Below are 23,198 nucleotides of genomic sequence, written 5' to 3'. Positions count from 1 at the left end.
AGACTCCGGGGTGTCCGCAACTTCGATACACCTTCGCCATGACCCTCATCCTCCAGCACGCCGATGCCCTCGTGACCATGGACGCGCAACGCCGCGAAATCGCGGACGGCGCGCTGGTCGCCAACGGCCCCGCCATCGAGTGGGTCGGCCCCACCGCGGATCTCCCGGAAGCCTGGCGACGCATGGCCGACGAAGGCCGCGCCGAAGTCATCGACATGCGCGGCCACGTGGTCATGCCGGGGCTGGTGAATACGCACCATCACATGTACCAGAGCCTGACGCGCGCCGTGCCGGCCGCGCAGGATGCCGAGCTGTTCTCGTGGCTGACCAATCTCTACATGCTGTGGTCGCACCTCACGCCGGAGATGATCCGCGTATCCACGCAGACGGCGATGGCCGAGCTGATGCTGTCCGGCTGCACGACGACGAGCGATCACCTCTACCTGTATCCGAACGGCTCCCGGCTCGATGATTCGATCGAGGCGGCGCAGCAGATGGGCATGCGCTTCCACGCGGCGCGCGGCTCGATGAGCGTCGGGCGCAGCCAGGGTGGCTTGCCGCCGGACGTGGTGGTGGAGTCGGAAACCGCCATCCTGCGCGACAGCCAGCGGCTGGTGGAGCAGTATCACGACGATTCCCGCCACGCCATGCTGCGCATGGTGCTGGCGCCGTGCTCGCCGTTCTCGGTCTCGCGTGACCTGATGCGCGAGTCGGCGGTCATGGCGCGCCACTACGGCGTCTCCCTGCACACCCACCTGGCCGAGAACGACAACGACATCGCCTATTCGCGCGAGAAATTCGGCCTCACGCCGGCGCAGTACGCCGAGGAGCTGGGCTGGGTCGGTCACGATGTCTGGCACGCGCACTGCGTGAAGCTGGACGACGAGGGCGTGGCGCTGTTCGCGCGCACCGGCACGGGCGTGGCCCATTGCCCGTGCTCGAACATGCGGCTGGCGTCCGGCATCGCGCCGATCCGCCGGATGCGGGATGCCGGCGTGCCGGTGGGCCTGGGCGTGGACGGCAGTGCATCGAACGATGGCGCCCATATGCTGGGCGAGGCGCGCCAGGCCATGCTGCTGCAGCGCGTGGGCTTCGGCCCGGCGGCGATGAGCGCGCGCGAGGCGCTGGAGATTGCCACCCTCGGCGGCGCGCGGGTGCTGAACCGTGACGATATCGGCGCGCTGGCCCCGGGCATGTCGGCGGACATCGTCGCCTTCGACATGTCGGGCGTGGGCTACGCGGGCGCCGGGCATGATCCGGTGGCGGCACTGGTCTTCTGCACGCCGGGCAATGTGGCCACGAGCATCATCAACGGCCGCGTGGTGGTGCGCGACGGCGAACTGCTGACGGCCGACCTGCCCGTGGTGCTTGGCGATCACCGCCGGCTGGCGCGCACGCTGTTCGAGCGGGCGGCCGGCGCGGATTGATGCAGGCGGACCAAGAATAAGAAAAGCCCGGAATCATTGCTGATTCCGGGCTTTTTGAATTCGCTGGTGGGGCGTGAGTGACTCGAACACTCGACCTACGGATTAAGAGTCCGCTGCTCTACCAACTGAGCTAACGCCCCAACGAAGACCGAGATTTTATCACCGTTTTCAGCGTTGTCAAATATTCCATGCATGGCCCCGCGCCAGTGGCGCTCACGGCATTGTCATGTCGCCGTGCGACGCTGTTGCGCTCGGCGCCATGCCGACGGAACTTGCATCCCGTCGCGCTGGTCAGTGAGACGAATCGCATTCACATGGCACAGTGCAGGGGATCGCAGACGATTGGCGTCGAGCCATGTTAGGATGCTTCTCCACTTGCATATGGAGGGCTGTGATGATGGAAATCAAATTCCAAGAGCAAGATCGCTACGACATCAATAATGAGGGCCTGCTGTTCCACGCGATTGTCGATGGTGAGCAAGTGACCTGCGTGGTGACACGCGAGGCACTGTGGGAAGGCTTCAGTGCCGACCAGGTGCTGTCGCTGGAAGAGGCGTTCCGCGCCGGTCGCGAGACCATCGAGCGCGCCGCCGTGGTACTGATCGAGCAGGGCGTGCCCCAGCCGGTCGTGGTGAAGCGCGCCCACGTGGCGCCAGTCTGATGGCGTCGGCAACGGCGTCCGTGTAAGGCGACGGCAGCAACCCTCCGCCGCCGGTTTCGGCACGGTTTCCCTACCGGCCGACCGGCGCACATTCTGGCTACATCCCTTAGTTTTCTACGTTTTCCCTACCGGTTCAGGGCCTAGGTCTTGGCGGTTTCCTGCGTGCCGGTCTCCGGTGCGTCAGCCGCTTCGGCATCCGCTGGTACCGGTGCGGGCGCTTCCGCGCCGCCGGGCTGCTGTGCGCATTCCTCGAAGATGCGCACGTGGCATTGCGCGCAGATTTCCGGGGAGAGTTGCCGGACGATCGTGTGCAGCGCCTGCCGCTTGGTCTGGAAGATGTGGTCGCGCCCGAGCTTGTCGGTGAAGCCGGTCTGCTCCCACGTCTCCAGCACCTGCGTGCGCGGACGGTGGAAGTAGAGGTCGCCGCCGGCCGCGCGCCGCTCGGCCAGTTCCGTCTCCCACATCTCGGCGCCGGCCAGGTCGATGAAGTTCATGCTCTTGGTCATCGCCAGCAGGCGCGTCTGGCCGGGGTTGACCGTGCGCAGCCAGTGCAGCCGGTCCGTCACGTACTGCACCGCGCCGAAGTAGATCGCGCCTTCCATGCGTAGCAGCTTCAGCTGCGGGCATTCGGGCTGCGGGCGACGGAGTTCGTCGAGCGGGGTGAAGCGGCGGCCGGGATCGTCGGCGTCGGGCACGAGGCTACGCACGGCCGGACGCGAGGTGCGGTACAGGTAGGCCACCAGCGACAGGATGGTGCCGAGCAGCACCGCCATCTCCAGCCGGATCACCAGCGTAGCGGCGAAGGTGCCCACCGCGATGGCGAACTCCGTGCGCGAGAGGTCGGCGATGCGCCGCAGCCGTGCCAGGTCGAGCAGGCCCCAGGCCACCAGCAGCAGCATTGCCGCGATGGCCGCCAGCGGGATCTGCGCCAGCAGCGGGGCGCTGACCATGACCAGCACCACCAGCAGCACCGCCGAGAACACGCTGGCCAGCGGCGTCTGCGCGCCGGCCTCGAAGTTCGGCATCGACCGGTTCAGCGAGCCGCACGAGATATAGCTGGAAAACAATCCGCCCGCGATATTGGAGAGCCCCTGGCCGATGAACTCGCGGTTGGCATCCACATGCTGGCCCGAGCGCGCGGCAACAGCCTTGGCGATCGAGATCGACTGCCCGAGCGCGACAATGGTCAGCGCGGCGGCAATGCCGAGCAGGTCCGGCACGGTACGCCAGTTGATGTCCGGCACCTGGAAGGGCGGCAACGCCGACGGAATCGGCCCGACCACGTTCACATGGTGCGCGCCATCCCAATGGTTGAGCGCCAGCGCCACGCCGAAGCCGCCCACCAGCCCGATCAGCATGAACGGCAGCCGGCGCGAGATGCGCCGCACCACCAGCGTGACCGCCAGCGTGACCGCGCCGACAATGACCGCGCTCCAGTTGATCGTGGCGGCATTCTCGAACAGGAAGCGGACCACGCCGAACGCGCTGGTGCCGGTGGGCACCGCCAGCCCGAACAGGTCCTTCAAGGCATAGAGTCCGATCAGCGTGGCCGCGCCGCAGGTGAAGCCGAGCAGCACCGACGGCGAGATGAAGTTGGCCAGCGACCCCAGCCGCAGCGCACCCACCGCCAGCTGCAACACCCCGACGAGGATCGTCACGGCCAGCGCCAGCGCGATATAGGCCGGACTGCCGACGAACGCCACCGGACTCAGCATGGCGAACAGCGCCAGCGAGTTGGCATTGGTCGGCCCCGACATCACGTGCCAGCTCGAACCGAACAGCGCCGCGACGATGCACGGCACCACGGCGGTATAGATGCCGTACTGCGGTGGCAGGCCGGCCAGCGTGGCAAACGCCACGCCCTGCGGCAGCACCAGCACGGCGCCGAGCAGCCCGGCGATGAGATCGGCGCGCAGCGCGGCGCGCGTCACGCGGTGGCGCCATGGGAACAGCCGGAGCAGGCGATTGCCGGCATCCGCCGCCGGTTTAGGGGATGGCGGGGATGGTGGGGAAAGCGGGGGCGCAGTCATCCGACGATGATGCCGCAGCCGCGCCGTTCAGTCGAGTTTCAGCGTGGCCACGACCGGCGTATGGTCCGACGGCTGCTCCCAGCGGCGCGGCTCCTTGTCGATGCCACAAGTCGTGCAGGCCGCCGCCAGCGCGGGAGACAGCAGGATGTGGTCGATGCGCAGGCCCGCGTTGCGGCGGAAGCCCATCATCCGGTAGTCCCACCAGGAGAACATCTTCTCCGGTTGTTCGAACAGGCGGAACGAATCGACCAGGCCCATCGCGATCAGCGCCTTGAAGGCGTCGCGCTCCTGGGGTGAGACCAGGTTCTGGCCCTCCCACTTGGCGGGGTCGTGCACGTCACGGTCTTCCGGGGCGATGTTGAAATCGCCGAGCAGCGCCAGCTTGGGGTAGCGCGTCATTTCCTCGTGCAGCCACCCGGTGATGGCCTGGAGCCAGTCGAGCTTGTAGACGAACTTGTCCGAATCGAGCGCCTGGCCGTTCGGGAAGTAGGCGCTGATCAGGCGCACGTCGCCATAGGTGGCGGCTACCACGCGCTGTTGGGCGTCCTCGTAGCCGGGGATGTTGCGCACCACGTCGGCGGCGGCGGGCATGGTGCCGTCACGGGCGACGATCGCCACGCCGTTGTACGTCTTCTGGCCCGTGTAGACGCTATGGAAGCCAGCCGCCTCGAGTTCGGCCAGCGGGTACTTGTCGTCGGGCAGCTTGAGTTCCTGGAGGCAGAGCGCGTCGATGGGCGTGCCGGCGGCGTCCTGCGCGGCAAGCCATTTCAGCACCTGGGGCAGGCGCACCTTGAGGGAGTTGACGTTCCAGGAGGCGATTCTCATCGTTGTTCGGTGTGGAGTGTTCTTATTAGTCGGGGAGGGAGGCTCATTCGCCCAAACCGCCACCCAGCAGGTCGCCCTGATCGAGGATGGCGTAGGCGATTTCCGGATGGGCGTCCATGCAGCGGCGAATCGCGGCGGGAATATTCTGGCGGGTCTTGCGGCACAGGCCCGGGCGGTCGGCCAGTTCGATGCGGAAGCCGCGCGTCGTGCGGACTTCGTTCGCGCTCGGCGTGATGGTCACCTCGATGCCTAGCAACTCGGCCATCCGGGCTTCCATGTGACGCAGTTCCTCGAGCGAGGTGAGCTGCTCCAGCCGGGCCACGAGCTTCTTTTCCTCCTGCTGCGTCAGCCGCAGGATGCGATGGTCGGCCTGGGGATCGTCAAGCAAGACCTCCCGGTTGCAGACGCAAGCGCCCGGCGGACATTCCTGACGAATCGGGAAAGGAAAGTCCATGAGCCGGGCGCCTGGTCAGCGAAGCGGGAAGGAAATGTGACGATTACGCCGCCATGCCTCCGTGACGCAGCAGCGCGTCGATCTGCGGGGCGCGGCCACGGAAGGCCACGAACGATTCCATCGCCGGGCGGCTGCCGCCCACCGACAGGATCTCGCGCCGATACCGCTCGCCAGTGGCCGAATCGAGCACGCTGCCGGACAGCTGTCCGGCTTCCTCGAACGCGGCGTAGACATCGGCGGACAGCACTTCGGCCCACTTGTAGCTGTAGTAGCCCGCCGCGTAGCCGCCCGCGAAGATGTGGCTGAACGTGTTCGGCCAGCGCGACAGCGGCGACTGCGGCACCACGTGCTTGCTGTCGTTGATCTCGCGCGACAGTTCCAGCACCGAGGTCTGGCCCTGCGGGTCATAGTCGGTGTGCAGGTGCATGTCGTACGACGAGTAGACGATCTGGCGCAGCGTCATCATGCCGTTCTGGAAGTTCTTGGCGGCCAGCATCTTGTCGAACAGCGCGCGCGGCAGCGGGGCGCCGGTCTCGACGTGGGCGGTCATCTTCGCCAGCACCTCGTATTCCCAGCAGAAGTTCTCCATGAACTGCGACGGCAGTTCCACGGCATCCCACTCCACGCCGTTGATGCCGGACACGCCGAGGTCGCCCACCTGCGTCAGCATGTGGTGCAGGCCGTGGCCGAACTCGTGGAACAGCGTGATGACCTCGTCGTGCGTGAACAGCGCCGGCTTGCCGCCCACGGGCGCCGTGAAGTTGCAGGTCAGGTACGCCACCGGGGTCTGCACGGTGCCGTTGTCGCGTTCCTTGCGGCCGCGCGCATCGTCCATCCAGGCGCCACCGCGCTTGCCTTCGCGTGCGTAGAGGTCGATGTAGAACTGGGCGAGCAGGGCGCCCTGCGGCGACACTACGCGGTAGAAGCGCACGTCCTTGTGCCAGGTCTGGGCTTCGTCCGGGCGGATGCTGACCGAGAACAGCTTCTCGACCACGCCGAACAGCCCTTCGAGCACCTTCGGCTCCTGGAAATACTGCTTCACTTCGTCGTCCGAGAACGAATAGCGCTGCTGGCGCAGCTTCTCGGAGGCGTAGGCCACATCCCACGGCTTCAGCTCGGCCAGGCCCAGCTCGGCGGCGGAGAACTGGCGCAGCTCGGCCCAGTCGCGCTCGGCGTAGGGGCGCGCCTTGACGGCCAGTTCGTCGAGGAACTTGAGCACGTCGGCCGGGGACTCGGCCATCTTCGGCACGAGCGAGACCTCGCCGTAGTTGTTGTAGCCAAGCATCTGCGCTTCCTCGCGGCGCAGCGTCAGCTGCTCGCGCATGTTGGCGGTGTTGTCCCAGTCGGCCTGCCCGCTGCCGTACTGCGCACCGAGTTCCGAGGCGCGCGTCACGCTCGCTTCGTACATGGTCTGGCGCAGCGCGCGGTCATCGGCATATTGCAGCACCGGGTAGTACGACGGGAAGTGCAGGGTGAACTTCCAGCCGGCCTTCTCGTCCTTCTGCGCGGCGATGGCGGCGGCTTCCTTCGCATCGGCGGGAATGCCGGCCAGGCGCGCCTCGTCTTCTATATAGAGGGCGTAGGCATTGGTGGCGTCGAGCACGTGGTCCGAGAAGGCCTTGGAAAGCTGGGCCTGCTGCTCCTGGATCTCGGCGAAGCGCGGCTTGCGGTCTTCGGGCAGCTCGGCGCCGCCGAGGCGGAAGCCGCGCAGCTCGTTTTCGAGCAGTTGCTTGCGCGCCGGCGTCAGGCCCGCGAACTCGGGGCCGGTGGCCACGGCCTTGTACTTCTCGAACAGCGCGAGGTTCTGGCCCAGCGACGACCAGAACTCGGTCATGCGGGGCAGGTTGTCGGTGTGGACCTTGCGCAGTTCGGGCGTGTCCGCCACGGCGCTCAGGTGGCCCACCACGCCCCAGGCGCGGCCGAGCGGCTCGGTGGCGGCCTCCAGGGCTTCCACGGCGCTGGTCCAGGTGGCCGGGGTGGCCGGGTCTTCGGCGCGGGCCACGCCAGCCTGGGCGTCGGCCAGTAGCACGTCCAGCGCCGGGCTGATGTGCTCGGGACGAATCTCGGCAAAGCGGGGCAGGTCGGTAAAGTCGAGCAGGGGATTGGTAGCGCGGTCGTTGTTCACGGTCATGGCGGTTCTCGGTTGGCGAGCCTCGGTCTTTATACGTTCACACGTGCAAAGATGAGGCGTCTGCGCGGAAATTTCCAGTTCGACTTTCCTATCGGGCCGATTGGGGCCCGGCGGCCGGCGGATTACAGGCCGGCTTCGCGCTCGGCGGCTTCGAGGGTGTTGATCAGCAGCATCGTGATCGTCATCGGCCCCACACCGCCCGGCACCGGGGTGATGTGGCCGGCCACCTCGCGCACGCCGGCGAAGTCCACGTCGCCGCACAGCTTGCCGGCATCGTCACGGTTCATGCCGACGTCGATGACCACGGCGCCCGGCTTGACCATATCGGCGGTGATGATGTTGCGGCGGCCCACGGCGGCCACGATCACATCGGCCTCGCGCGTATGGGCGGCCAGGTCGCGCGTCTTGCTGTTGCAGATCGTTACGGTTGCGCCGGCCTGGAGCAGCAGCATGGCCATCGGCTTGCCGACGATGTTCGAGGCGCCCACCACCACGGCACGCGCGCCGCGCAGCGGGTACTGGATCGATTCCAGCATCTTCATGCACCCATAGGGCGTGCACGGGCGGAACAACGGGGCGCCGGTCATCAGCGCGCCGGCGTTGGCCACGTGGAAGCCATCCACGTCCTTTTCCGGGGCGATGGCTTCGAGCACCTTGTGGCTGTCGATGTGCTTCGGCAGCGGCAGTTGCACCAGGATGCCGTGGATCTTCGGGTCGTCGTTCAGTTCGTCGATGCGCGCCAGCAGGTCGGCTTCGGACAGATCGACCGGATAGCGGTCCAGCGACGAATGGAAACCGTTGTCCTCGCAAGCCTTGACCTTGTTGCGCACATAGACCTGGCTGGCGGAATCCTCGCCCACAAGCACCACGGCGAGGCCGGGCTGGTGACCCTTCTCGGTCAGGCGGGCGGCGCGCTGGGCGGCTTCGGTACGGATTTGTTTGGCAAGGGCGTTGCCGTCGATCAGTTGGGCGGGCATGGGATTCTGCGGGAGAGGCTGGGAAGTCGGGGCAGGCGGCGCGCGCGGGGCGGCGGCGTCGCGGACAAAGCCGGATTATAAGGGTTCGGCGCCCATCGGCGGGCAGTTGGCGCGGTGCAAGCTGCTCGGACGGGACAGTTTGTGGCACACCCAGTTCGGCATGATTGTGCTGTTTGCATTACTTTTTCCGCCAACCTCCTGATCGACGATCCATAAAAAAACGGCGCCTTTGCGCCGTTTTTTCCCCGTCGATCCAGCCGATCAGCTGTTGCGCGACAGTGCCAGTCGCAGCAGATCCGCCACGGTGTTCACGTTGAGCTTTTCCATGATGTTGGCGCGGTGCGCCTCCACCGTCTTGATGGAAATGCCCAGGTCGTCGGCGATCTGCTTGTTCAGGCGGCCGGCCACGATGCGCTCCAGCACCTGCTGCTCGCGCGTGGTCAGCTTGCCCAGCAGGTCCTTGGCGGCGCGCTGCTCGCGGGCGGCCGAATGGTCCGTGCGGGCCTTCTGGAGCATGCGCTCCACCAGCGCGCGCAGCTCGGATTCGTCGAACGGCTTCTCGATGAAGTCGATCGCGCCGCGCTTCATCGTGGACACGGCCATCGGCACGTCGCCGTGGCCGGTGATGAACACGATGGGAATGTCGATGTGCTCGGCCAGCATGCGTTCCTGCAGTTCCGGGCCGCTCATGCCGGGCATGCGCACGTCCAGGATCAGGCAGGACACCTGGCCGGCATCGTAGGCGGACAGGAACTGCTCGGCGCTGTTGAAGCTGCGCACCTGGTAGCCATTGCCCTCCAGCAGCCAGGTCAGCGAGTCGCGCATGGCTTCATCGTCATCGACGATGAACACGGTCTCGCCACGATGCGGAGTGGGACTGGGCGTTGCGGTCATGAAGTCTCCTGGGGCAAATTCGTTAACGACCAAGTCGTTTGCAACTAAGTGTAACCGTCTGGCGGCGTGCGCAACACTACCCGGTCGAGTGGCAGATCTGCGGCGACCCACCCAAGCCCCGCGGCGGAAGGTCTCATCGCGTCTGTCTCGCCGGGGTGCCCGGGCTTATTGCTCGGGGAGCGCAGGCTGCAGCGGCAGCGTGATTTTAAACGTACAGCCGATCCCGTCCACATTGTTTTCCACCCAGAGCCGGCCCTGGTGGGATTCAATGATCGAGCGGCAGATGTTCAGGCCCATGCCCATGCCGTCGGACTTGGTGCTGAAGAACGGCTCGAACAGGCGCTCCTTGGTGGTTTCGTCCACGCCCGGGCCCTGGTCGATCACGTCGATGCAGACGCACTGGCCGAACTCCACCGGCTCGATACGCGCGTGCAGGCGCACCACGCCGGCGGCGCGCATGGCAGGCAGCCCGGCCATGGCTTCCACAGCGTTCTTGAGCAGGTTCACCAGCACCTGCTCGATCAGCACCGGGTCCACGTACAGCAGCAGCGGGGGGGCGGGCAGGCGGGTGAGGATGGTCACGCGGCGGCGCGTGGCTTCCAGGTCGGCCAGGCCCACGGCGTCCGCCACGATATCGTGGAGGGATGCCTCGCGCCGCTGCGGCTGGCTGCGCTTCACGAACCCCCGGATGCGGCTGATGATGGTGCCCGCCCGCACGGCCTGCGCCGACGTCTTTTCGAGCACCGGAATCAGCTCTTCGGGCGTGCTGCGCCCCGAATGGAGCCGCGCCACGGCACCCATGCAGTAATTGTTGATGGCCGCCAGCGGCTGGTTCAGTTCGTGCGCCAGCGACGACGCCATCTCGCCCATCGTGGTCAGGCGGCTGGTGAACTGGAGCCGTTCCTCGTGCTGGCGCGCCATTTCCTCGGCGGCCTTGCGCACCGTGATGTCGGTGGCGATCTGCATCTGCGCCAGGTGGCCGTCCACCCACTGGATATAGCGGCGGCGCACTTCGAACCATTTCTGCATGTCCGGCACGAAGACCTCGCGCGCGTCGGACGCATACGGCATCAGCTCCGAGGCCGGCAGGCCGGCGTAGGCGTCGACAAAGTCAGTGTTGTCGCTCGACATCTGCTCGCGGTCGAAGTCGTCGCCGGCCAGTTTCAGGTGCCCCTCGGCCTCCCAGCCGAACAGCTGCCGGTAATAGCGGTTGGCGAAAAGCAGCTCGGCCTTGTCGGTGGCCAGCACGGACACGGCGGCGTCCAGGCTTTCCAGCACGGTCGTGAAGCGGTCGTGTGCGGCGGCCAGTTCCTCGCGGGCGCGCTTGGGCTCGGTGATGTCCGTCATCGAACTCATCCAGCCCGTATGGCGGCCCCGGCCGTCTACTAGTGGCGAGACGTACATCCGCGCGAAGAAGCTGCTGCCGTCGCGGCGCATCACGCGCATCTCGTAGCCGGTGGCGGGCGACTTGCCCTGCAGCGTCAGGTCGATCTGCTTCTGCATCTCCTGCTGGTCGTTGGGCGGCCAGTAGGGGAACGGCGGCACGCGGCCGACCAGGGCGCCCTCGGACCAGCCCGTCATGCGGCAGAAGGCGGGATTCACATAGGTGATGCGGCCGTTCAGGTCGAGCGCGCGCAGGCCGATCAGCATCGAGTTTTCCATCGCCCGGCGGAACGAGGTCTCGGCCAGCAGGGCGCGCTGCGCCTCGGAGCGGCGGCTGGTGTGCCGCCACATGCTCCACAGGCTCCAGAGCAGGAAGCAGGACAGCCCCACCACCAGCCACAGCAGCATGTTGTTGGGCAGGTTCGATGGCGGCGGGTAGGCATCCGCGCGCAGCGAGAGCGAGTGTCCAGGTGGATCAAGCAGCACTTCGTAGGACAGCGCATTGCCCGGCACGGGCCGCAGCGACGTGCTCGCGCGCGTCTGGTTGTTCTTGTCGATGAGCGAGAAGCGGTAGCGCTCCGTCAGCTCGGGCGGCAGCAGGTGGGTCAGGATGCCGTTGATCGAATAGAGCGCGCCGAGGGTGCCGAGGAACTCGTTGTCCCGCACGATCGGCACTTCCATCAGCATGAAGCTGTCGCCGCGGTCGTTCATCAGCGGGCGGGAGTAGACCACGCGCTGGGTCTCGCGGGCGGCGTCGAAGGTGTCGAGGACTTCCGGCTCCAGCGGATGGTCGACGGTCTCCCGCAACCGACCGGCAAACTCCGACGTGGACGGCAGCGACCAGCGGCCGCGCCGCGTGGCATCGAGCCAGTTCACAAAGACGATTTCCGGGTTCTCTCGCAAGATTTCCTGCGCGGCCGTGCGATAGGCTCCCTGGTCGAGCTGCGCGGCGGCGATGTCGCGCGCCAGCGAGGCCAGCTGGTCCTGGTTGCTCAGCAGGGAGAGCCGCACGCGCTGCTGCGCCCAGGCGGCGTCGCGGTACAGGGCGTCGCGCTGCTGCTGGCGCTCCGTCTCGTGCAGCGACCACAGGATGACGCCCATCGCCACGGTGAAGAGCACAATCGCCACGAGCGGGATGAACATGAACCAGCTCGTCGCCACAAGGTTGCGCCAGCGCAGCCACCAGAGCCGGCGCGGCGCGGCGGCGAAGGGGCCGTCGGCTTCGTGGGCGTCGGCGGCGTCGTGCGCCACGTCGTCATGGGGATCGCCGTCGCGTCCGGCGTGGGCCGCGTGCTGGGCGGCATGGTGCGCGGCGGCAGACGCTTCCACCGTGGCCGGGGTCACGGCCCCGGAGGGATTTGGGGGAAGCATGGCCGTGCGCAGGCCGGAGAGGAGTCGTTGGAGGAACTGCATAAGGGATTGACGGCTGACCGGCCAGTGTATAGGGATTATTGCGGTGCGTCGCTTGGGGAAAGCGCCTATGCGGCACCTGCTCAAGTTTGCGCGGATCGTGCCCCGGGCAGGGGTGGCGAGGGAGCGGCTTCCGATCAGCGCTCGGGCGGCACCCGGCTGCGGCGCGCGGTCTCTGGTGCACCGCCGCAATATTTCACATTATAAGAAACGAATCCGTAATCTGAAAATTTCGCTTGTCAGCCTCTGCTGTGCTTCCATAGAATCGCTTCGACCAGACAATGCGGGCGGATCTCGTGCGCTCGCCAGGAATTCACCAGGAGACAGTCTCATGTCAGCCGTACCAGAGCAGATTCTCGGCGCGAGCAGCGCCAACGACGCCGATCCCCAGGAAACGCATGAATGGCTGGATGCCCTGCAGGGCGTGCTGGCGGCCGAAGGTGCGGAACGTGCCGCTTTCCTGATCGAAAAGCAGATCGAATACGCACGCGTGAACGGCGTGACCCAGCCGTTCCACGCCGAGACGCAGTACATCAACACCATTCCGGTGGAGCAGCAGGCCCGCATTCCAGGCGACCAGGATATCGAGCACCGCATCCGCTCGTACACGCGCTGGAACGCGATGGCCATGGTGCTGCGCGCCAACAAGCACACCAACGTGGGCGGCCATATCTCGTCGTTCGCGTCGGCCGCCACGCTTTATGACGTCGGCTACAACCACTTCTGGCGCGCCCCGTCCGAGCAGAGCGGCGGCGACCTCGTCTTCGTGCAGGGCCACTCGGCGCCGGGCGTGTACTCACGCGCCTTCCTGCTGGGCCGCCTGACCCCCGAGCAACTCGACAACTTCCGCCAGGAAGTGGACGGCAAGGGCATCTCGTCCTACCCGCACCCGTGGCTGATGCCGGACTTCTGGCAATTCCCGACCGTCTCGATGGGCCTGGGCCCGATCATGGCGATCTACCAGGCGCGCTTCATGAAGTACCTGGACAGCCGCGGCCTGGCCAAGGCCGGCGACCGCAAGGTCTGGGCCTTCCTGGGTGACGGCGAGACCGACGAGCCGGAATCGCTCGGCGCGATCGGCATGGCCGGCCGCGAGAAGCTGGACAACCTCGTCTTCGTGATCAACTGCAACCTGCAGCGCCTGGACGGTCCGGTGCGCGGCAACGGCAAGATCATCCAGGAACTGGAATCGGAATTCCGCGGTTCGGGCTGGAACGTGATCAAGGTGGTCTGGGGCAGCCGCTGGGACCAGCTCCTGGCACGCGACACCAAGGGCCTGCTGATGAAACGCATGATGGAATGCGTGGACGGCGAGTACCAGACCTTCAAGGCCAAGGACGGCGCCTACGTGCGCGAGTTCTTCTTCAACACGCCGGAGCTGAAGGCCATGGTGGCCGACTGGTCCGACGACGACATCTGGCGCCTGAACCGTGGCGGCCATGACCCGCACAAGATCTACGCCGCCTACAAGGCCGCCAGCGAGCACAAGGGCCAGCCGACGCTGATCCTGGCCAAGACCATCAAGGGCTATGGCATGGGCGATGCCGGCCAGGCCATGAACGTGGCCCACCAGCAGAAGAAGATGCCGGTGGACGCGATCCGCAAGTTCCGCGACCAGTTCAACATCCCGGTGACGGACGACAAGATCGAGGACGTGCCGTACCTGACCTTCGAGGATGGCTCGAAGGAACTCGAATACATGCGCGCCCGCCGCATGGAACTGGGCGGCTACCTGCCCAGCCGCCGCCTGAAGGCGGAAGCGCTGCCGGTGCCCGAGCTGGCCGCGTTCGACGCGCTGCTCAAGGCCACCGGCGAAGGCCGCGAGGTCTCCACGACCATGGCCTTCGTGCGGATCCTGAACACGCTGCTCAAGGACAAGAAGATTGGCAAGCACGTGGTGCCCATCGTGCCCGATGAGTCGCGCACGTTCGGCATGGAAGGGCTGTTCCGCCAGGTCGGCATCTGGAACCAGGAAGGCCAGAAGTACGTGCCGCAGGATCACGACCAGCTGATGTTCTACAAGGAATCGCAGACCGGCCAGGTGCTGCAGGAAGGCATCAACGAAGCCGGCGCCATGTGCGACTGGATTGCTGCCGCCACGTCGTACTCGACGCACGGCGTGCAGATGATCCCGTTCTACATCTACTACTCGATGTTCGGCATCCAGCGTATCGGCGACCTGTGCTGGGCCGCTGCCGACATGCGCTCGCGCGGCTTCCTGCTGGGCGGTACCTCGGGCCGGACCACGCTGAACGGCGAGGGCCTGCAACACGAGGACGGCCATTCGCACGTGTTCCACGCCGTGATCCCGAACTGCATCTCGTATGACCCGACGTTCCAGTACGAACTGGCCGTGATCATGCAGGACGGCATGCGCCGCATGTACGCCGAACAGGAAGACGTCTATTACTACCTGACGGTGATGAACGAGAACTACGAGCACCCGGAAATGCCGGCTGGCGTGGAACGCGACATCGTCCAGGGCATGTACCAGTTCCGCAAGGGCGTGGAGAACAGCAACGCGCCGCGCGTGCAGCTGCTGGGTTCGGGCACGATCTTCCGCGAGGTGATCGCCGCCGCCGAGCTGCTCAAGAAGGACTGGGGCGTCGAGTCGGACCTGTGGAGCTGCCCGAGCTTCACCGAGCTGGCCCGCGAAGGCAATGCCGCCGAGCGCCACAACCTGCTGCACCCCACCGAGACGCCGCGCGAGTCGTTCGTCGCCCAGAAGCTCAAGGGCGTGCGCGGCCCGGTCATCGCCTCCACGGACTACATCCGCGCGTTCGCCGAGCAGATCCGTCCGTTCGTGCCGCGCCGCTATGTGGTGCTGGGCACCGACGGCTTCGGCCGCTCGGATACCCGCGAGAAGCTGCGCCACTTCTTCGAAGTGGATCGCCACTGGGTCACGCTGGCCGCGCTGAAGGCGCTGGCCGACGAAGGCGCGATCGGTCGTGAAAAGGTCGCCGAGGCGATCAAGAAGTACAACCTCGACCCGAGCAAGCCGAACCCGATGTCGGTCTGATTCCCGGACTTACACGCCTGAACCCCCCGCAGTGCGGCACCCGCCGCGCCGCGGGCGCCCCCGGCTGGCCCGGCGGCGCCTTGCGGCGTGGCAACGTGACAGAAGCGTGAGGCGAGAGTAACCTCGCCGAGCGTTTGTCGTGTGTAGACGCGAGTGCCGGCTGCCCAGGAGAGACACTGAATGAGTCAAGCGATTGAAATCAAGGTGCCGGATATCGGCGACTATGACGCCGTACCCGTCATCGAAGTGCACGTGAAGCCGGGCGATACCATCAACGCGGAAGACGCGCTGGTGACGCTGGAGTCGGACAAGGCGACCATGGACGTGCCCAGCCCGCAGGCCGGCACCGTCAAGGAAGTCCGCATCAAGGTGGGCGACAACGTGGCCGAAGGCTCGGTGCTGGTGATGCTGGAGCCGGCAGGTGCCGGCGCCGCCGCGCCTGCCCCGGCTCCGGCCGCCGCCCCGGCACCCGCTCCCGCGGCGGCTCCGGCCCCCGCACCCGCGCCCGCAGCGGCCCCGGCGCCTGCGCCGGCTGCCGGCGGTGGCGGTATCGTGGAAGTCAAGGTGCCGGACATCGGCGACTACGACGCCGTGCCGGTGATCGACATCCACGTGAAGGTGGGCGACACGATCAACGCGGAAGACGCGCTGGTCACGCTGGAATCGGACAAGGCGACCATGGACGTGCCGAGCCCGCAGGCCGGCACCGTCAAGGAAATCAAGATCAAGGTGGGCGACAACGTGGCCGAAGGCACGCTGATCGTGGTGCTGGAAGCCGCTGGCGCTGCCGGCGCTGCGGCGGCTCCGGCCGCCGCCCCGGCTCCGGCCCCGGCTGCTGCTGCCCCGGCCCCGACGCCCGCCGCGGCTTCGGCGCCGGCTCCCGCCCCGGCCAGCTCGGCACCCGCCCCGGCCGCCCAGGGCGTGACCGGCAAGGCCGCCCACGCCAGCCCGTCCGTGCGCAAGTTCGCGCGTGAACTGGGCGTGGAAGTGTCGCGCGTGCCCGGTACCGGTCCGAAGGGCCGTATCACGCAGGAAGACGTGCAGGGCTTCGTCAAGGGCGTGATGAGCGGCTCGACCGCCGCGCCGGCCGCAGCGGCTGTCGCTGGTGGCTCGGGCGTCGGCCTGGACCTGCTGCCGTGGCCGAAGGTGGACTTCACGCGCTTTGGCGAAGTGGAGAACAAGCCGCTTTCGCGCATCAAGAAGATCTCGGGCGCCAACCTGCATCGCAACTGGGTCATGATCCCGCACGTCACGAACTGCGACGAAGCGGACATCACCGACCTCGAAGCCTTCCGCGTTCAGCTGAACAAGGAAAACGAGAAGTCGGGCGTCAAGGTGACCATGCTGGCCTTCATGATCAAGGCCACCGTGGCGGCGCTGAAGAAGTTCCCGAACTTCAATGCCTCGCTGGACGGCGACAACCTGGTGCTGAAGAAGTACTTCAACATCGGCTTCGCGGCGGACACCCCGAACGGCCTGGTCGTGCCGGTCATCAAGAACGCGGACCGCAAGGGCGTGCTCGAGATCAGCCAGGAAATGGGCGAACTCGCCAAGCTGGCGCGCGACGGCAAGCTGAAGCCGGACCAGATGCAGGGTGGCTGCTTCTCGATCTCGTCGCTGGGCGGCCTGGGCGGCACCTACTTCACGCCGATCATCAACGCGCCGGAAGTGGCCATCATGGGCGTGTGCAAGTCGTACATGAAGCCGGTCTGGGACGGCAAGCAGTTCGCGCCGCGCCTGACGCTGCCGCTGTCGCTGTCGTGGGACCACCGCGTCATCGACGGCGCCGAGGCGGCCCGCTTCAACACGTACTTCGCCCAGCTGCTGGCGGACTTCCGCCGGATTCTGCTGTAAGCACGGCCCACGCGCGCGCCGGCGGCCTCGGTTGCCGGCGCGCGGGCCTGTACGAACTGCAAGGGGCGAACCATGACGACATGCGTAGTCGTAAGGAAGGGCGCCGAGGTAGCCATCGCGGCAGACGCGCTGGTCACGTTCGGCGACACGCGGCTGTCGCGTGCCTACGAGCGGAACCAGAAGGTGTTTCCGGTGGGCGAGAGCTTCGTCGCGCTGGCCGGCACCACCGCGCACTTTCCGGTGATGCGGGCGCTGCTGACCGGCATGGGCGACGAATGCCGGCTGCTGACCCGCGACGACGTGTTCCGGACCTTCCTCAAGGTGCATGAAAAGCTCAAGACCGAGTACTTCATCAACACCAAGGAAGACGAGGACGATCCTTACGAGTCGTCGCAGATCGTCTGCCTGATCGCCAATCCGGGCGGCATCTTCGGCGTCTATTCCTACCGCGAGGTGTTCGCGTTCGACCGGTTCTGGGGCATTGGCTCGGGGCGCAACTATGCGCTCGGGGCCATGCACGCGGTCTACGACCGGCCCGGCATCGGCGCCGGGGAGATCGCGCGGATCGGCGTGGACGCAGGCGTGGAGTTCGACAAGAGTTCGGCAGGTCCCATCGACGTGCATACCGTGCGGCTGCAGGCGCAGCCGGCACCCGCGCCGGTACCGGATGGTTCAAACGGTGAGAACGGCGCGGATGGCGGGGCGGCAACCAACAACGACGGCGCGGCCTGAGCCCCAGGCGGGCAGGGCGCGCATCCCAGGAGGAAAAGCATGAGTGTGATCGAAGTCAAGGTGCCGGATATCGGCGATTTCGACGCGGTGGAAGTGATCGAAGTACTGGTCAAGGCCGGCGATACGGTCGAGGAAGAGCAGTCGCTGATCGTGCTGGAGTCCGACAAGGCCAGCATGGACGTGCCGTCGTCGTCGGCCGGCAAGATCGTGGACTTGAAGGTCAAGGTGGGCGACAAGGTGGCCAAGGGCACGGTGATCTGCACCGTGGAAGCCGGCGCCGCTGCTGCCGCTGCCCCGGCACCTGCCGCCGCCCCCGCACCGGCTGCTGCCCCCGCTGCCGCCCCCGCTGCCGCCCCCGCTGCCGCCGCTGCACCGAAGGCCGCTCCGGCCCCGGCGCCGGCCGCCGCCACGCATGCGGGCAGCGCCGACATCCAGTGCGACATGCTCGTGCTCGGCGCCGGCCCCGGCGGCTACTCGGCCGCGTTCCGCTCGGCGGACCTCGGCATGAACACCGTGCTGGTGGAGCGCTACGGCTCGCTCGGCGGCGTCTGCCTGAACGTGGGCTGCATCCCGTCGAAGGCGCTGCTGCACAACGTGGCCGTGATCGACGAAGCCAAGGCGCTGGCCGCGCACGGCATCCTGTTCGGCGAAGCCAAGATCGACCTGGACGGCCTGCGCCACTACAAGGAAACCGTGGTCGGCAAGCTGACCGGCGGCCTGGCCGGCATGGCCAAGGCCCGCAAGGTGCAGGTGGTGCGTGGCATCGGCACGTTCCTGGATCCGCATCACCTCGAAGTGCAAGAAACCGAAGGTGACGCCAAGGCCCCGACCGGCAAGAAGACGGTGATCCGCTTCGAGAAGGCGATCATTGCCGCCGGCAGCCAGGCTGTGAAGCTGCCGTTCGTGCCGGAGGACCCGCGCATTGTCGATTCGACTGGCGCGCTGGAACTGCCGGACATCCCCAACAAGATGCTGGTGATTGGCGGCGGCATCATCGGGCTGGAAATGGCCACGGTGTACAGCACGCTCGGCGCGCGCATCGACGTGGTGGAAATGCTCGACGGCCTGATGCAGGGCGCGGATCGCGACCTCGTCAAGGTCTGGGACAAGATGAACAAGCATCGCTTCGACAACGTGATGCTGAAGACCAAGACGGTGGGCGTGGAAGCCAAGCCGGATGGCATCTACGTGAAGTTCGAGGGCGAGGCCGCGCCGGCCGAACCGCAGCGCTACGACCTGGTGCTGGTGTCCGTCGGCCGTGTGCCGAACGGCAAGAAGATCGGCGCCGAGAAGGCTGGCGTGACGGTGACGGACCGCGGCTTTATCGAGGTCGATAATCAGCTCCGCACGAACGTGCCGCATATCTTCGCCATCGGCGACATCGTCGGCCAGCCGATGCTCGCCCACAAGGCGGTGCACGAGGCACACGTGGCTGCCGAAGCCGCGCATGGCGAGAAGGCGTACTTCGACGTCAAGCAGATCCCGTCGGTGGCCTACACCGATCCGGAAGTGGCCTGGGCCGGCCTGACCGAGGAGCAGTGCAAGGCGCAGGGCATCAAGTACGGTAAGGGCACGTTCCCGTGGGCCGCCTCGGGCCGCGCCATCGCCAATGGCCGCGACGAGGGCTTCACCAAGCTGATCTTCGACGAGGAAACGCACCGAATCATCGGCGGCGGTATCGTGGGCACCCATGCGGGCGACCTGATCAGCGAAGTGTGCCTGGCCATCGAGATGGGCGCCGACGCCGTGGATATCGGCAAGACGATTCACCCGCACCCGACGCTGGGCGAGTCGATCGGCATGGCTGCCGAGATCTACGAAGGCGTCTGCACGGACGTGCCGCCGCCGCGCAAGCGCTAAGCTTCGGGCGCAACGAGAAAACCCGCCGCGATGGCGGGTTTTCTTTTGGATCGACATTTAGCAATTAACCGCCAGAAAGGGCCGCCGACTGCCTGCCGCAAGCGGGTAGGGCTGGTAGCAGAGGGGTTGTCTATCCGGCATGGCGCTCCCGGGGCCGATCTCCTAGCATCGTTGGGTGAACACGATGCGGAAGACACACCTGCTTGCCGCCGCGCTGTGCCTGGTACTCCTGCCCGGCGCGGCCTGGGCGCAGTTCGACGAACCGGGCGCCAGGCCGACCATGGGCCAGTCGGGCAAGGACGTGATCTGGATCCCGACGCCCCAGCCGCTGGTGAACCAGATGCTCGACATGGCGAAGCTGACGCCCCAGGATCGGCTCGTCGATCTGGGTTCCGGCGATGGCCGCCTGGTCATTACCGCCGCCAAGCGAGGCGCCACCGCGCGTGGCATCGAATTCAACAACGAACTGGTCGAGCTGTCCCGACGCACCGCCCAGGCCGAAGGCGTGGCCAGTCGCGCCACCTTCGAGCGGGCGGACATCTTCAAGTCGGATTTTTCCGATGCCACGGTCGTCACGCTGTTCCTGCTGCCAAGCGTGAACCTGCGTCTCCGTCCCACGTTGCTGGGGATGCGGGCCGGCACGCGCATCGTCTCGAACTCGTTCGATATGGCGGACTGGCGGCCGGACGAGTACGTGCCGAGCGTCGATGCCTGCCCGGGGCCGTGCGGCGTCTACCTGTGGCTGGTGCCGGCGAGGGTGGCAGGGATATGGGCGATGGGGAACAAGCTGCTGGTGCTGTCGCAGACGTTCCAGAAGCTGGAAGGCGTGATGCGCGAAGGCGAGCGGTCGACGCCGATCTGGGACGGGCGCCTGCGCGGCACGGAGATCGTCTTCACCATCGACGACGAGCGCTACGTCGGCCACGTGGATGGCCGCGAGATGCGGGGCACCATCGAGGGTGGCGAGCCGTGGCGCGCCACGTTCCTCAAACCATAGAGACGAAAAAAAACCCGGCCCCTCATCAGAGGGGCCGGGTTCTTGCCAACCCGTCGCAGCGGCCGGAGCCGATGCGCGGGGCGGGCGAGGGCGCTACCGCTCAGGCGGTGGCAGCCGGCTTCTTGGCAGCCGTGCGGGCCGTGGCCGAGGCTTGCTGAGCAGCCTTGGTTGCGGCGGTGGCGGCAGCCTGGAAGTTGGTTTCGGCCATTTCCACGGCTTGCTTCGTGGCCTTCTGGACCGACTCGTACGCGTTGTTGGCGGCCGAGATGGCCGACTTCACGATGGCGACGGTCGATTCCGAACCGGCCGGGGCGTTCTTGGCGAAGTTCTCGACGAGCGCTTGCACGTTCTTCGTGCCTTCGGCCAGTTGGGCTTCGGCCACCTTGGTGAACTCGCTCTGCGTTTCCGAGGCGATTTCATACAGGTGACGCGAGTACGCCAGGGTCTTTTCGGCAACCGGCTGCACCAGCGAAGCCTGGATGGCCAGCAGTTCCTGGGCATCCTTGGCGGACAGGGCCTTCTTGGCGTTGTCGACGTTTTCGGCAAAGGTGGCCTTGACCACTTGCAGGTTCAGTTCGACAAGCTTTTCAACGCCTTCGAATGCTTTGGTGGTCAGACCGAACAGGGTTTCCAGATTGGCTTTTTGTGCGGCTGCAACTTGTTCCGGGGTCAGGATCATTGCTGGTCTCCAGTGGTGAACTTCAAGGTCAAGCAAAATAGAAATTAAGCCGCCCGAATGTCAAAGCCATGAACGCGATGTCCTGGCCAGCCCGAGCGATATATTGGTGTGCGGTCGAATCGGACCTCGTAAAAAGCTTTGATGCGCCGCAACAATTCCTATTCTAAGGGCAGAAAAAAGCCTGTCAAGCAGTTTTGTTGCACTGCACAAGAAATAGCAGACATTGAGCAGACATATGCGTCGTAATGACCACGTATAGGGCGCCAGGCAAGGGTTTATCCCGATGCGGTCACCATGATGCAACGCGGGGAAGGTATGCTGTTTGATACGTTTTCACGCAATGCGGAACGCGGTGCTACCATCGCAGACTGCCCGGTCGGTAAATGGTCACGCACCGTCACTTCCCGGGAATTTCCCGCCCGATCCTCGCCCGATCCGCCCCGATGCAAGCTTTTTACGCCGATCACTTCGTCCTGCCGCTGCCGCCCGGCCATCGCTTCCCGATGCGCAAGTACAGCATGCTGCGAGACGCCGTGGTGCGTGAGGTGCCGGGCCTGACCCTGCACGAGGCGCCCCGCGCCGACGACGCGGCGCTGGCACTGGCCCATACCGCCGACTACATCGCCGATGTCTCCTCCGGCCGGCTCGATGCCGCCCGTCAGCGCGAGATCGGCTTCCCGTGGTCGCACGAGATGGTGGAGCGCTCGCGGCGCTCGGCCGGCGCGACGATGGCCGCCTGCCGCAGCGCGCTGACGGAGGGCATCGCGGTCAACCTCGCCGGCGGTACCCATCATGCCTATGCCGACAAGGGCGGCGGCTTCTGTGTGTTCAACGATGCCGCCATCGCCGCGCGCCAGATGCAGCGCGAAGGGCGCGTAAGCCGCGTGGCGGTGATCGACCTCGACGTGCATCAGGGCAACGGCACGGCGTCGATCCTGCGCGACGACCCGAGCGTGTTCACGCTGTCGCTCCATGGCGAGAAAAACTACCCGTTCCGGAAGGAGGCGAGCGACCTCGACGTCGGCCTGCCGGACGGCTGTGACGACGACACCTACGCGGCTGCGCTGGCTGGCGCGCTGGACACGCTCTACGCGCGCTTCGATCCCGAATTGCTGATTTACCTCGCCGGCGCCGATCCCCATGAGGGCGACCGCCTGGGCCGGCTGCGCCTGTCCTTGGCCGGCCTGGCCCGGCGCGACACGCTCGTGTTCGAATCCGCGCTCGCGCGGCGCCTGCCGATGGCCGTGGCAATGGCCGGCGGCTACGGCAACCAGATCGAGGACACCGTGGCCGTGCACACCCAGACCGTGCGGCTGGCCGCGCGCCACCACCAGCGCTACGGCGCCGGGGCGACCGCCGCTGCGGCGGCAGCTTTTTGAGATCGCAACAAATCCCAACAACAACGCCGATGCCGATGAAGCCACAACCGGACACCCGCAGCGCCTACGCGCATTTCCAGCCGATCACCACGCGCTGGATGGACAACGATGTCTATGGCCACGTGAACAACGTTGTTTACTACAGTTATTTCGATACCGTCGTGAACACCTACCTGATCCGCGCGGGCGTGCTGGACATCGAGGCGGGCGAGACCATCGGGCTGGTAATCGAGACGCAATGCAACTATTTCTCGTCGCTGTCGTTCCCGGACACCGTCGTGGCCGGCCTGCGCGTGGCGCGGTTGGGCAACTCGAGCGTGCGCTACGAGGTGGGCCTGTTCTGCAACGACGATGAGGTGGCCGCTGCGCAGGGCCACTTCGTCCACGTCTATGTGGATCGCGCGACACGCCGCCCGGCAGCGCTGCCGCCCGCATTGCGCCAGGCGCTGACGCCGCTGGTGCGGCCGAGCGCGGCGTGATCAATAA

At 66.5% G+C, this 23,198-nt stretch carries 17 protein-coding genes and 1 tRNA gene; 9 read left to right on the top strand and 9 right to left on the bottom strand.

The genetic code is table 11. The annotated features are described in order from the left end of the window. Window positions 1–38: 38 nt before the first annotated feature. Window positions 39–1,427 carry an 8-oxoguanine deaminase gene (locus AC1DP9_RS04810; protein WP_477106751.1) on the top strand — a complete coding sequence of 463 codons (1,389 nt, stop codon included), beginning with the start codon at window positions 39–41 and terminating at the stop codon, window positions 1,425–1,427. 64 nt (window positions 1,428–1,491) lie between these two features. Here AC1DP9_RS04810 and AC1DP9_RS04805 read toward each other — a convergent pair. Then, window positions 1,492–1,567, bottom strand: a tRNA-Lys gene (locus tag AC1DP9_RS04805). Window positions 1,568–1,824: 257 nt separating this feature from the next. Between AC1DP9_RS04805 and AC1DP9_RS04800 the strand changes: the two genes are divergently transcribed. Beyond that, entirely contained in the window at window positions 1,825–2,088 is a 264-nt protein-coding gene (locus AC1DP9_RS04800) for a DUF1488 family protein (protein ID WP_092293309.1), read from the top strand. 140 nt (window positions 2,089–2,228) lie between these two features. Here AC1DP9_RS04800 and AC1DP9_RS04795 read toward each other — a convergent pair whose 3' ends face one another. The 7 genes from AC1DP9_RS04795 to AC1DP9_RS04765 form a co-directional block, all read right to left on the bottom strand. After that, a complete protein-coding gene (locus AC1DP9_RS04795; protein ID WP_092292829.1) occupies window positions 2,229–4,118 on the bottom strand; it encodes a SulP family inorganic anion transporter in 1,890 nt (629 codons plus the stop codon). Window positions 4,119–4,145: 27 nt separating this feature from the next. Continuing rightward, the gene (gene xth / locus AC1DP9_RS04790; RefSeq protein ID WP_477106750.1) at window positions 4,146–4,943 is read right to left on the bottom strand and encodes an exodeoxyribonuclease III; all 798 of its coding nucleotides are present in this window, start codon (window positions 4,941–4,943) and stop codon (window positions 4,146–4,148) included. Window positions 4,944–4,986: 43 nt separating this feature from the next. Continuing rightward, window positions 4,987–5,397, bottom strand: coding sequence for a hypothetical protein (locus AC1DP9_RS04785; protein ID WP_092292833.1), 411 nt, complete (start codon window positions 5,395–5,397; stop codon window positions 4,987–4,989). Window positions 5,398–5,440: 43 nt separating this feature from the next. Continuing rightward, window positions 5,441–7,528, bottom strand: coding sequence for a M3 family metallopeptidase (locus AC1DP9_RS04780; protein WP_477106749.1), 2,088 nt, complete (start codon window positions 7,526–7,528; stop codon window positions 5,441–5,443). Between the two features lie 122 nt (window positions 7,529–7,650). Further along, the gene (gene folD / locus AC1DP9_RS04775) at window positions 7,651–8,505 is read right to left on the bottom strand and encodes a bifunctional methylenetetrahydrofolate dehydrogenase/methenyltetrahydrofolate cyclohydrolase FolD (RefSeq protein WP_092292837.1); all 855 of its coding nucleotides are present in this window, start codon (window positions 8,503–8,505) and stop codon (window positions 7,651–7,653) included. Between the two features lie 261 nt (window positions 8,506–8,766). Beyond that, window positions 8,767–9,399, bottom strand: a complete 633-nt coding sequence (locus tag AC1DP9_RS04770; RefSeq protein ID WP_092292841.1) for a response regulator transcription factor — start codon at window positions 9,397–9,399, stop codon at window positions 8,767–8,769. Window positions 9,400–9,564: 165 nt separating this feature from the next. Further along, window positions 9,565–12,195: a PAS domain S-box protein gene (locus tag AC1DP9_RS04765; protein WP_454756947.1), complete on the bottom strand. Its 2,631-nt coding sequence runs from the start codon at window positions 12,193–12,195 to the stop codon at window positions 9,565–9,567. Between the two features lie 328 nt (window positions 12,196–12,523). Between AC1DP9_RS04765 and aceE the strand changes: the two genes are divergently transcribed. The 5 genes from aceE to AC1DP9_RS04740 all read left to right on the top strand — a co-directional run bounded on the left by aceE (window position 12,524) and on the right by AC1DP9_RS04740 (window position 20,654). Beyond that, window positions 12,524–15,211, top strand: coding sequence for a pyruvate dehydrogenase (acetyl-transferring), homodimeric type (aceE, locus tag AC1DP9_RS04760; RefSeq protein ID WP_092292845.1), 2,688 nt, complete (start codon window positions 12,524–12,526; stop codon window positions 15,209–15,211). Window positions 15,212–15,391: 180 nt separating this feature from the next. After that, complete coding sequence (aceF, locus tag AC1DP9_RS04755; RefSeq protein ID WP_477106748.1) at window positions 15,392–17,065, top strand: dihydrolipoyllysine-residue acetyltransferase; 1,674 nt, start codon at window positions 15,392–15,394, stop codon at window positions 17,063–17,065. 72 nt (window positions 17,066–17,137) lie between these two features. Further along, window positions 17,138–17,797: an Ntn hydrolase family protein gene (locus AC1DP9_RS04750; RefSeq protein ID WP_092292849.1), complete on the top strand. Its 660-nt coding sequence runs from the start codon at window positions 17,138–17,140 to the stop codon at window positions 17,795–17,797. A 39-nt stretch (window positions 17,798–17,836) separates the two neighbouring features. After that, complete coding sequence (gene lpdA / locus AC1DP9_RS04745) at window positions 17,837–19,657, top strand: dihydrolipoyl dehydrogenase (protein ID WP_477106747.1); 1,821 nt, start codon at window positions 17,837–17,839, stop codon at window positions 19,655–19,657. Between the two features lie 184 nt (window positions 19,658–19,841). Further along, a complete protein-coding gene (locus AC1DP9_RS04740; RefSeq protein WP_477106746.1) occupies window positions 19,842–20,654 on the top strand; it encodes an SAM-dependent methyltransferase in 813 nt (270 codons plus the stop codon). Window positions 20,655–20,754: 100 nt separating this feature from the next. Here AC1DP9_RS04740 and phaP1 read toward each other — a convergent pair whose 3' ends face one another. After that, window positions 20,755–21,333 (bottom strand): TIGR01841 family phasin PhaP1, encoded by a 579-nt coding sequence (gene phaP1 / locus AC1DP9_RS04735; protein WP_092292853.1) that lies wholly within the window; start codon window positions 21,331–21,333, stop codon window positions 20,755–20,757. A gap of 443 nt (window positions 21,334–21,776) precedes the next feature. Here phaP1 and AC1DP9_RS04730 point away from each other — a divergent pair, with 443 nt between their 5' ends. Next, window positions 21,777–22,712 (top strand): histone deacetylase family protein, encoded by a 936-nt coding sequence (locus tag AC1DP9_RS04730; protein ID WP_477106745.1) that lies wholly within the window; start codon window positions 21,777–21,779, stop codon window positions 22,710–22,712. A 35-nt stretch (window positions 22,713–22,747) separates the two neighbouring features. Further along, a complete protein-coding gene (locus tag AC1DP9_RS04725) occupies window positions 22,748–23,191 on the top strand; it encodes an acyl-CoA thioesterase (protein ID WP_092293313.1) in 444 nt (147 codons plus the stop codon). Window positions 23,192–23,198: the final 7 nt, after the last annotated feature.

It is taken from the genome of Cupriavidus sp. 01L43 (assembly GCF_056399925.1).
The sequence above is the reverse complement of the archived record's forward strand: the minus strand, read 5'-3'. Positions and strand labels throughout refer to the sequence as shown.